This is a genomic window from Pseudomonas sp. W22_MBD1_FP4 (assembly GCF_052113765.1).
GTDB classification, from domain to species: domain Bacteria; phylum Pseudomonadota; class Gammaproteobacteria; order Pseudomonadales; family Pseudomonadaceae; genus Aquipseudomonas; species Aquipseudomonas sivasensis.
Genome location: NZ_JBGQOI010000012.1, coordinates 181,662 through 192,282 on the forward strand (window position 1 = coordinate 181,662; position 10,621 = coordinate 192,282).

6 protein-coding genes and 3 pseudogenes are annotated in these 10,621 nt (G+C 56.8%); 8 read left to right on the forward strand and 1 reads right to left on the reverse strand.

Features of this window, described 5'->3' with window-relative positions; all coding sequences use genetic code 11:
• The first annotated feature begins 168 nt into the window (after positions 1-168).
• From ACEN2T_RS17110 to ACEN2T_RS17125, 4 genes are read left to right on the forward strand one after another with little or no spacing between them, the layout of a single operon-like run.
• The gene (locus ACEN2T_RS17110; protein WP_122753762.1) at positions 169-927 is read left to right on the forward strand and encodes a DUF3050 domain-containing protein; all 759 of its coding nucleotides are present in this window, start codon (positions 169-171) and stop codon (positions 925-927) included.
• On the forward strand, positions 924-1,862 hold the full coding sequence (locus ACEN2T_RS17115; protein ID WP_122756785.1) for a diiron oxygenase: 939 nt from the start codon (positions 924-926) through the stop codon (positions 1,860-1,862). Before ACEN2T_RS17110 ends, ACEN2T_RS17115 begins: the two co-directional genes overlap by 4 nt.
• Positions 1,859-5,236: an amino acid adenylation domain-containing protein gene (locus tag ACEN2T_RS17120; protein WP_442117057.1), complete on the forward strand. Its 3,378-nt coding sequence runs from the start codon at positions 1,859-1,861 to the stop codon at positions 5,234-5,236. Before ACEN2T_RS17115 ends, ACEN2T_RS17120 begins: the two co-directional genes overlap by 4 nt.
• Before the next feature lie 19 nt (positions 5,237-5,255).
• Positions 5,256-5,720, forward strand: a complete 465-nt coding sequence (locus ACEN2T_RS17125) for an SRPBCC family protein (RefSeq protein WP_032884798.1) — start codon at positions 5,256-5,258, stop codon at positions 5,718-5,720.
• A gap of 34 nt (positions 5,721-5,754) precedes the next feature.
• Here the strand turns inward: ACEN2T_RS17125 and ACEN2T_RS17130 are convergent, their stop codons facing one another.
• Positions 5,755-7,635, reverse strand: coding sequence for a methyl-accepting chemotaxis protein (locus tag ACEN2T_RS17130; RefSeq protein WP_032884796.1), 1,881 nt, complete (start codon positions 7,633-7,635; stop codon positions 5,755-5,757).
• 375 nt (positions 7,636-8,010) lie between these two features.
• Here ACEN2T_RS17130 and ACEN2T_RS17135 point away from each other — a divergent pair.
• From ACEN2T_RS17135 to ACEN2T_RS17150, 4 genes and pseudogenes are all read left to right on the forward strand, one after another.
• Positions 8,011-8,439: pseudogene (locus ACEN2T_RS17135) on the forward strand (sigma-70 family RNA polymerase sigma factor).
• Positions 8,432-9,406 (forward strand): FecR domain-containing protein, encoded by a 975-nt coding sequence (locus ACEN2T_RS17140; protein ID WP_442117058.1) that lies wholly within the window; start codon positions 8,432-8,434, stop codon positions 9,404-9,406. The pseudogene ACEN2T_RS17135 and the gene ACEN2T_RS17140 overlap by 8 nt, the downstream one beginning before the upstream one ends.
• Before the next feature lie 83 nt (positions 9,407-9,489).
• Positions 9,490-9,940: pseudogene (locus ACEN2T_RS17145) on the forward strand (TonB-dependent receptor plug domain-containing protein); the annotation flags it as partial.
• 54 nt (positions 9,941-9,994) lie between these two features.
• Positions 9,995-10,470: pseudogene (locus ACEN2T_RS17150) on the forward strand (hypothetical protein); the annotation flags it as partial.
• Between the last annotated feature and the right edge of the window lie 151 nt (positions 10,471-10,621).

Sequence of the window (10,621 nt, forward strand, 5' to 3'; positions counted from 1 at the left end):
CGCTTATTATCCACCGCCACTAAACCAGACACTTAACTCGACGGCGCAGCCCCAATCGCGCGAGCGTTTGTGCGCGCCAAGTCTGGCTTATATCTCTTTATCTCCTTGCCACTCACAACAACCCAATACTGCTTAAACAGCAGACGCAACAACTCATAGGCATCAACCATGTACCCACCATTACTTGAAAAAAGAAAACTGAAGTTGTGCAACCATCCGTTATTTCTGGAAATAACCTCACTGCAAAAATTACAACTATTCATGGAGCACCATGTGTTTGCAGTTTGGGACTTCATGACACTCACCAAACGCCTGCAACAGGACCTGACATGCACTCGCCTGCCTTGGCTGCCACCGGCCGACCCGAACGCTGCACGCCTGATCAATGAGATAGTGCTGGGCGAAGAGTCAGACTCACACCCCAGGCAAGGCTATTGCAGCCACTTCGAGTTGTACTTGGAAGCCATGGTCGAAGTCGGCGCCAGCACCTCGTCGATAAACCGTTTCATTGCACTGCAACACCAAGGCGTTGATGCAAATACTGCCCTGAGCATGTCGAACGCTCCTGCTGGTGCTGCACGCTTTGTCAGCGACACATTGCACATGGCACTGAACGCACCCACCCATTGTGTAGCCGCCGTATTCCTTCATGGCCGTGAGTGTGTCGTCCCACGCATGTTCGAACGCATCCTGCAGACTGATACGTTTATCCATCGCCAAGCACCCACCTTGTGCGGCTACTTCGAGCGCCACGTCGAGTTAGACGCTGAGCATCATGGGCCGGCAGCTGAGCAGTTGCTCGAACGCTTGCTGGCAGTGGCTCCGAGTTACCCGCAACAAGCCGACGAAGCAGCCCTCGCCGCCGTAGAAAGCCGTATCACGTTCTGGGACGAGGTGCGGGCCGCGCTGCAAGAGGTGCGCCCATGAATACCGCGGGCTACACCCCCATCGCCGACGACTGGGAACGCCGCGCGACCATCCGTACACGCCCTCGCCGCTTGCTGGAAAACGATGAAAATCTGATCTATCCGATGTGCCGCCAACCCTTGGTACTCAGCAAGACCTTTGTTGAACACTGCGCACAATGGCGCGACTTCGTGCTGGTGCAAAGCTTCTACAAATTCATCAACGACGTGGTCATTTTTGAAACCGAAATCGTCGAAAAAACTGCGCGCAATATTGCCAAGAATCGCTTCTCGCTACCCTTCCCCCTAGCCTGTCGCGTTGATGCGATGACGGTTGTGGTGGATGAGGACTACCACGCCCTGGTAGCGCTGGATTTCCTGCAACAGGCAGTGGAAATGACCGGCATACAACCGCTCGACCTGCCGGAGCATATCGAACTGAGCCGTGCGCTGCCGGCGGCACAGGCGCAGGCCCCCGCCCATCTGAGCGATGCTGTGGAACTGATTGGCGTGGCTATCGCCGAAAACACCGTAACCCACGATGTCGCAGCGTTCTCTAAGGACAGCAGTGTCAAAGCTTCCGTTCGTGGCTTGATGGCCGACCACCTGTTTGACGAAGGCCGCCACGCGCAGTTCTGGACCCGGCTGGTGCGTATTTACTGGCAAACCGCGAGCCCGGACGACCGTGACAGCATCGCTCAGGTACTGCCCACATTCCTGGCGCATTACCTGACCAACGACCTGCAGAAAAACTTCGACCTGCAACTGATCGAGCACCTCGACATCAGCGATCGCCTACGCGGGAATCTGCGCGATGAAGTCGCAGCGCTGGCGTTTCCCATCACCCGCCAGCACCCGTTGATGGGCAATATCATGGGTTTCCTGCAACACAGCGGCTTGCTGCAAACGCCAAGTGTGGCGCAGGCGCTGAACGACTACCTGCCGGTGTCGCCATGAGGTGCCTGACAATCGGCTGGCTCGGAATAAGCAAGGCACTTAGCGCCATCAGGCCAGTATTGGAGCAATACGGGCATGTGTCGGGCGATAAGAACATCGACCTGTGGATTGAAGACGGTAGCCTGCCGTTGCCGGATGACGTGGGCAAAGCCTCCTGTATAAGTCTGCGCCTTGGGGTCGGTCCGGTAACCGATTGCGGGTTGCCCCTGTTGCAATTGCGCGCCTATGACCGTGAGCGACGTTTGTCTGCCGTGCTGGACATCGCCGAAGAACCCAGTGGTAACGGCCAGCGACTGCGCCGGCAGGTCACAGACACAGTGGTGGACTGGGTCGCGCTGCTGGTGAGTGGTTTTTCACGTGATCCCGGGTCTCTCTCTACGAGTGCGATTGCCACTGACTGGCCCGAGCAGAGCTTGCGGGGGCTGGAGACGCTGGCCTTTATGCACCGATTCAATCGTACGGCAGACCCCAACCTGATCCAGAAAGCCCAGGTGCCTGTGATCGAACAGCTCCAGTCCAGCCTTTATGCCTTCGCTGACCGGACGGCTCTGAATATCGCCGGGCACACGGTGACCTACCGCGAGTTGCACCTTCAAGCCATAGCAATCCAGCAACGATTACAGCCCTTGCTGGACGCTGTTGAAACACCGTGGATAGTTGGCGTGTGCATGGAAAAGTCCATCGAACTGTACGCCAGCATTCTTGCGCTGCTCGGCTGTGGCGCGGTGTACCTGCCACTGGAATCTGAGCAGCCTCTTAAACGGCAGAGGACCATGCTCGAAAGCGCCGGGGCTCAAGTGTTGCTGGATACCGGCCAGCACCCGTTACGGGCGCATTTCACTTCACTCGATGTCAGCACCGTTAAGCCACACACCCTCAAATTTGCTCATCTGTTGATGCACAATCGCCCCTGCTCGGATATGCCGTGCATGGTGCTCTATACCTCTGGCAGCACGGGCCAGCCCAAGGGGGTGCTCCTCAGTCAAGGTAACCTGGCGCACTTCACTGCTTGGCTTGGGTCCTGCATGAAGCCAGATGAATGGAGCCGCGTTCTACAGTTTTCGCCCCTGGGTTTCGACTCGTCATTGATCGACATTTTCCCTGCGCTGATTGCAGGTGCGCAGTTGATCGTGCCCAGTGAAGAACAACGACGCGACCCTGAGCAACTGGTGGAACTGCTCCGTCGACAGTGCGTTACCCATGCCTTCCTACCGCCCGCGCTGCTCAATATCCTGCCGCTGGATCAACCCTTGGGTGTGACGCACCTGCTCACCGGTGGCGATGCCTGCGAACCCCATGTCATCGAGCGACTGGCAGCGCAGTGTCAGCTTCACAACCTCTATGGCCCCACCGAAACCACAGTGCTGATTACGCACCGGACGCTCGCACCCGATGACAACAATCGCAACGTTGGCCACCCGATCGCCAATAGCCAGGTGCTGATACTCGATGACGATCTGCAACCTGTGGATGAACAGGTGATGGGCGAGTTGTACATCGTCGGCCCCGGATTAAGTCTGGGCTATGTGAATGCGCCGCATCAGGCTGACAGCCCATTCGTCGAACTGCTGATGCCGAGCGGCCAACCGCTGCGGGCCTACCGCAGCGGCGACTTGGCACAGTGGACGGCCCAAGGGATTGTGCTGGGTGGGCGTCGCGACGATCAGGTGAAGATCCGCGGTTTCCGGGTCGAACCCCGAGAGATTGAACAATGCCTACGCAATAGCCGGCTGTATCGCGAACTGGCGGTAGTGATCGACCATGAAAGCAGGATCTGCGTCTTTGTCGCCCAGCCCGCACCCGGCGCCACGCTGGTGGCCCTACAGCAGCATGCGCGCCAACGGTTACCGGACTATATGCAACCCGGTTTCTGGGTGGAGCTGCCAGGCATGCCGTACACCAACAACGGCAAGGTCGACCGGAAGACGCTGCTGGCGCTCCCCTTCCAACCGATTTTCAGCGCTGCGCACCGGGCTGCACACACACCGCTTCAAGCACGATTGAGCGAGGTGTGGAGCGAGCTACTGGGTGTGCCCAGCCATCAGTTGTCCATCGACGAAAGCTTCTTCGCGTTGGGCGGCCATTCAATTTTGCTGTCGACTCTCTTGCTGCGTGTTCGCGAGCAATTTGGGCGTAGTTTCGCGTTGAGCCACTTCATTGAAGTTCCGACGATTCGTACGCTCGCAACGCTGATGGAGGACGGAGAACCACCCGACGCATCCTCTGGCCAGGCAGTCTTGGATGCCCAACGGGATTGGGTGATCACTCCCTTGCATAGGAATTGCGCTGGTGATCCGCACAAGGTGATTGTGACGGGGGCCAACAGTTTCGTCGGCGTCCATATTGTCGAAGCATTGCTGGCCTCTGGTGTAACCGAGGTGGCATGCCTGGTACGTGAGATGCCGGGGAAGCCTGCAATGGCACGCTTTACCCAGTCGCTGCGCGAATACCACCTGGAACACCTGGACTTGAGCCGGGTACGGGTACTCGCCGCCGACATCAGCCTGCCGCGATTGGGTTTGACCTGCGAGGTGTATGACACGCTCGCCGCAGACTTTGGCGTGCTGGTGCATAACGCGGCGCAGGTCAACCACGTGATGGACTACGCGTCACTGGCCAGAGACAACGTTGAACCCATATTCGAATGCCTGCGCCTGTGCGAGACCCGCTGCAAGAAGGTCTTCAACTTTGTCTCAACGTTGTCGGCGTCCAGCAGCATCGACCCGCAAGGGTATGTGCTCGAAGCAGCGGCTGCGACCACCCTGCCGCTGTACATCCGCAATGGCTACAACCTATCCAAGTGGGCAGCCGAGCGAGTGTTGGGGCGTGCGGTCGCGCAAGGTGCCTGGGTAAATATCCATCGCCCTGGAAATATCAGCTTCAACAGTCGCAACGGTGTCTGCCAGCCGCAGAAGAATCGCCTGATGCTGATGCTTAAGGGGTCTCTGCAGTTGGGAATGTTGCCTCGGCTAGATCTGAATTTCGACCTAATGCCCGTGGACTTCCTGGCTCGATTCATTGCTTACCACTGCACGCGCTTTCAAGCGGACAGAAGCGTATTCAACCTGCACAACCCACAGCCATTGAGCTGGGATCACTACCTGGATGCGTTCAGCCGGGCGGGCCATCGGTTCGAACGGGTGAGTACTGCACGTTGGCAGCAGGCGCTGCGAACAGCGGGCCAGGACAATGCGTTGTTTGGCGTAATCGGGTTTTACCTGGATCGACTGGATGAAGACATTGGCGACACGTTGATGATCCGTCATGACAACGCACAACACGGCGTCCAGCAGATGGGCGAGCAGTACCCCGAAAAGAACGCGGTGCTGCTGAGTAGAGGCTGCAATTACCTTAAGACCATCGGCTTTCTCTGAACCGCTTCAGGACAACTTCATGAAACCGCTGCAACCCGATACGTTAATTCATAACCCAAACGGCAGGCCGATCGTGGCCTCTGTGGTGATCGACTGCCATGCCACCCGCCTATGGAACACGGTGGGACGGTTTGCAGGCTTCGATACCTTCATACCGGCCCTGACGCATATCGAAATGACCGGCACCGGTGTGGGCGCCTTACGCACGAAATTTTTCCGCGATGGCAACCGAGTGGTGGAACAGCTAAATAGCTGGGATGAGCACGCGATGCACATGACCTGGACCACGATCTACAACACCCTGGGCGTGGCCAGGCTGTGGGCGGCAATCAAAGTAGACGCTCTTGGAGAGCACTGCTCCAGGGTAACCTGGACCATCATTGCCGAGCCCTTAGACGCAGCACAGGTGGGATTTGAGCAGTTTGTGCAGGGGTTCGCCGATGGCGCCCTGGAGAATGTTCGCCGCTTGCTGGGTAAGCGATAGGAGCGAGATCGCTCGCTCCTACACACTCAGCAGATCAAATTTTGAAGCTATCGACCAACTGCTTCAACCGATTGGCCTGTTGAGACAGCGCATCGCAGTCTTTCAGGGTTTCGTTGAGGTTGGTCACACCTTGCTGGTTCAGCAGGTTGATCTGGTTGATGTCGACGTTGAGGGTTTCCACCACGGCAGTCTGTTCCTCAGTAGCGGCGGCCACGGACTGGTTCATGCCGTCGATCTCGACGATTCGCTGCGTTACGCTGACCAGGCGCTCACCGGCCTGGTTGGCCACCTGAACGCTTTCTTCGCTGGAGGTCTGGCTGGCATTCATGGTGGTCACCGCCTCACGCGAGCCCACTTGCAGCGAAGTGATCATCTTATGAATCTCTTCAGCCGACTCCTGGGTACGGTGAGCCAGGTTACGCACCTCATCGGCGACCACGGCGAACCCGCGTCCGGCTTCACCAGCACGTGCTGCCTCGATTGCCGCGTTCAATGCCAGCAAGTTGGTTTGCTGGGAGATGCCTTTGATCACATCAAGGATGTGGCCGATGTTGTCGGTGCTGGCGTTCAGCGTTTCGATCTGGGTGCAGGACAGGCTGATCTTTTGCGACAGTTCCGACATTGCCAGGATGGTTTGCTCAACCACTTTGCGCCCATCGTCGGCCTGCTCGCTGGCACCACTGGCGTGCTGTGAGGCGTCAGCGGCGTTACGGGCGATTTCCTGAGTAGCGGCGCCCAGCTCGTTGATTGCTGCGGCGACGCTGTTGGTACGTGCGCTCTGCTCGTCAGAGCCTATGATCGAAGCGTTGGAGGACGCCATCACACGCTGGGACAGGTCATGCACCTGGCGCGTTGCTGAAGACACTTCGGAAATCGAGGCGTGGATACGTTCTACGAACCGGTTGAACGCACTGCCCACTTCACCGAACTCGTCTTTGCTGGTAACCGTCAAACGGCGGGTCAGGTCACCCTCACCCTGGGCGATGTCCTGCATGGCAATGCCCATGGTGGTCAGAGGGCGCAGCAATACTTGAATCAGCAGGCTCAAGAGCACCGCAATCGCGACAACAGCGATCAGCATGGCGATCAACGCGGACGTGCGGAATTTTCCCAGCGGTGCATAGGCTTTGTCTTTATCGATCGACAGACCGATATACCAATCAGCACCGGGCAAACCGCTGATAGGCGTGAACGACAGGATGCGGTCCTGACCTTTGAGGACGACCTCCTGGTTAACTTTCTCAATACGGACGCTGGTACCTGGATAGATGTCCTTGAGGTTTTTCATCACTTGGTCTTCGTCAGGGCTGACGATGACTTGGCCGTCGCCGCTGACCAGGAACGCATGGCCGATACCGCCGAAGTCCACCGAGTTGATGATCTTCACCAGGGTTTGCAGGCTCAGGTCACCGCCGACCACACCGAGCAACTCGCCGTTCTTTTTCACCGGCATGGCGATCGTTACGATCTGCCCACCCACTGCGGCCATATAGGGCGGCGTCAGCATGGGCTTATCGGCAGCCACCGCTTGCTTGTACCAGGGACGCTGACGAGGGTCGTAGCCGTCAGGCATCTTTGCGTCGGGACGCTGGGTGAACACGCCGTTGGTTTGACCAACGTAGGTGAACTGGAAGTTCGAGGTGAACGCCGGTTGATCGACCAACCCCGGGAGGTCAGCCGCACTGCCTTGGTGGGCAACGTTTTGCGTCAGACTTTCGAGCACCAATATCCGACCGCTGAGCCAGTTCTGCACACTGCTGGCGGTGAGCTCACCCGACTGCTGGATAGACGACTCCAGGTTCTGCTTGATGGTGCTGCGCTGCAGGTAGTCGTTGTAAAGAGTAAATAACGCGAAGGCTAGAACCACGACGCCTGACGCGGCCAACAAAATTTTATGACTGAACTTGAGATTCATTTCATCGACTTCTTTTTGCCAAAGGGGGGGTGAGCGGGCCGAATGGAGCATTCCATGTACGGTCTAGGCAGCGTCTCGGGCCGCTCTATTTCGGTGCACACATGGCTTATCAGGCTTTCGGCCACACCGAAGTAAAACTTAGTGATTTGTGGGAAAGATCTTCTTTTTAGGTAGGAAACCGACAAAAGGTTGTCGTACAAGGAGCGAAGTAAAAAATTTTTCCGCCTGCCAAGCACTGAGACAAATTGACATCTGTGACGTCTGGACGAGCTCGTCTACAGGCCTCTTTCTGAATACACCTCGCGTGAAGATAGCGTTGTGCAGACGCTTTACTGCACCCACCACAACTGGCTTAACACGTGGCTGCGCGGCCGTATGGCCAATGTCGCAGATGCAGCAGAACTGCCTCAAAACGCCTTCATGCGACTGCTGTAGAGAATCGAACGTTTTGAACTCAAGGCGCTACGGGCATTGTTGCGCACAAGTGCACGAGAGGTGGTCGTTGATCACTGGCGCCGCGAGGAGATCGAACGAGCCGATATCGAGTCAATCGCCCATCTGTCCGAAGCGCTGGCGCCAAGCGCTGAGGCGCGGGCGTTGATATTGGAGTTACTGGAGGACATCGCCCGGCTTTTGGAAGGGTTAAAACCTGAGGTGCGTAAGGTATTTCTGATGGTTCACTGTGATTGGCTAACGTACAAGCTGATCACAAAACAGATGGGTATATCACTGAGGTCAGTTGAGCGTTATGTCGCCGAGGCGCTTTACTACTGCTCCGTCCTGCGTTACGGCGCCAATGAATAACACCACACGCTCCGGGCCAGACTCTAGGGTGGTCAAGCAGGCCATCAGTTGGATGCTGCGCTTACGTCACAACCCCGCCAATACACGGCTGCGCCTGCAATGCGAGCAATGGCGCGAAGCTCATCATGATCACGAACTGGCCTGGCAACGGGTACTGGCGCTACAACAGGAGCTCAATAGCCATCTGACCGCGATCCCCGGGGTACATAAAGCACTGGAAAACAGTACACAAGGCCTGGGACGGCGGCAGGCACTGAAGTTATTGGCCGGCGCACTGCTGGTGGGCTCAACAGTATGGCTAAGCCGGGACCTGACCGGTTTGCAGCGCTGGACTTCTGACCTCGCAACAGCCCCCGGCGAGCGCCGCAGCATGCAATTGCCCGATGGCACTCGCCTGCAACTCAACACAGACAGCGCGGTAGACCTGGACTTCAATGCGCAGCTGCGTCTGATCACACTGGTGCGTGGGGAAATACTGGTGAGCTGCGGTGCTGCTTCCTCTGCCCCATTGTTGGTTCAAGCTCAACACGGCTTGCTGGAAGGCATCGAAGGGCGTTTTACAGTTCGTCAGTACAGTGACTGCACACGCTTGAATGTGGTCAGCGGTACTGTAGCGATTCACTCACCGCACAGGCCGGATGGTCTTTCGACGCGCGTTCACGCAGGTGAGAGTTACGTCGTGCGTCAGACCGAAGCCATGCTTGCTCCGCCGCCAGATATGGACATTGCTGCTTGGTCAGATGGGCTGCTCCTGACCCGAAATATGCGGTTGATCGACTTCCTTGCAGAAGTTAGGCGTTATCGCCCTGGTTATCTGGGCTGCTCAATGGATATTGCAGATTTAAGGCTGTCGGGTGCATTCCGCCTGGAGGACACCGATAAATTGCTAGCGATACTGCCACGCATACTGCCGGTACACGTGCGCTATCGCACGCGTTGGTGGGTGAGCCTGGAGCGAAGGGTCTAATTTTTCACTTTTTTGGCGGCTTTTTTCCGTGAGTCCGGCTTAGACAGTGAGCCAGTCAATCTGCGCTCACCAGGCATCTACAGATGCTGAACATACCAGCGTGTTTTCCCCGCAACACGCTCGACTCTTCTTACCCGCTATTGGGTCAAGCCATACGCGCAGCATTGCTGTTGACGGCGCTGGGTAGCGGTACGGTACTCATCAGTGTCTCAGCGGCAGAAGCCCGCACCGAGCAGGTCAATCAACCCTACAAGATAGCTGCAGGCCCACTGAGCCAGGTACTCAATCAGTTCTCACGACCGATAGGCGTCACTATGTCCAGCATGCCAGCGCAAACTCAGGACCGGCACTCGGTGGGGTTACAGTGCGATGCGCTGCTTAAATGATCGCTCGGTGGATAACATTTACCTTGATGGCTTGAAGTCCATGAGGGACAGAGGCACCTATAGCACGATGTAAGTTGATCCGTACTTCTTGGAGCGCGTGGACATTCTCAAGGGTCCTTCCTCACTACTCTATGGGCGCAGATGTCCCGTCTGAGCATCGACTTTACCGATGACACTTCACTGACGTTACAGGCCTATCTCCACTAGGGCGACCAAGCAAACCATGCTGATAGGTGCGGGCTATCAAGGGCGTAAACAGTGGTGGATTGGACAAGTGGGTCGCTTGAGCCAATCAATGCGTTTAACCCAGCCTATGGTAACTCTGCTATCCGCTATTACAGCCCTACCAGCTACTTGCGCCGGGTGGAGCAGACCGGGTTTTATCTGCAAGACCTGATCGAATTGATCAGGAAAATCTGGCAACCAAGCTACCGCAGAAAAGCTTTTATCGTGCTGTCGGCGCTGTACGTTCGCTGGGGCTGGAATTGGAAGCACATATGGAGCTAAGTTCCTGGGCAGCTATACCTTTAAGGTAACGTCGACTTGAAGGGCGTGGATGTGAGGCTGAATGCTAACAATCTGACCAATGAAACTTATGTAGCGTCCTATGCCAGTCTGAACTTCTGCTATCTGGGTGAAGAGCGCAGCGTAAGCGCGGCGGTAAGTTACCAGTTCTGAGCCACTAGTGCGGCCCCCACCCACCAGCGCCTCTAAACGACAAAACCCCTGTCTGTATAACAGACAGGGGTTTTGGAATTTAATCTTGACGATGACCTACTCTCACATGGGGAAACCCCACACTACCATCGGCGATGCATCGTTTCACTAC

Excerpts from the sequence above, each read along its gene's own strand:
- ACEN2T_RS17110 (WP_122753762.1), top strand. The coding sequence starts at position 169 with ATGTACCCACCATTACTTGAAAAAAGAAAACTGAAGTTGTGCAACCAT.
- ACEN2T_RS17115 (WP_122756785.1), top strand. The coding sequence starts at position 924 with ATGAATACCGCGGGCTACACCCCCATCGCCGACGACTGGGAACGCCGC.
- ACEN2T_RS17120 (WP_442117057.1), top strand. The coding sequence starts at position 1,859 with ATGAGGTGCCTGACAATCGGCTGGCTCGGAATAAGCAAGGCACTTAGC.
- ACEN2T_RS17125 (WP_032884798.1), top strand. The coding sequence starts at position 5,256 with ATGAAACCGCTGCAACCCGATACGTTAATTCATAACCCAAACGGCAGG.
- ACEN2T_RS17130 (WP_032884796.1), bottom strand. The coding sequence starts at position 7,635 with ATGAATCTCAAGTTCAGTCATAAAATTTTGTTGGCCGCGTCAGGCGTC.
- ACEN2T_RS17140 (WP_442117058.1), top strand. The coding sequence starts at position 8,432 with ATGAATAACACCACACGCTCCGGGCCAGACTCTAGGGTGGTCAAGCAG.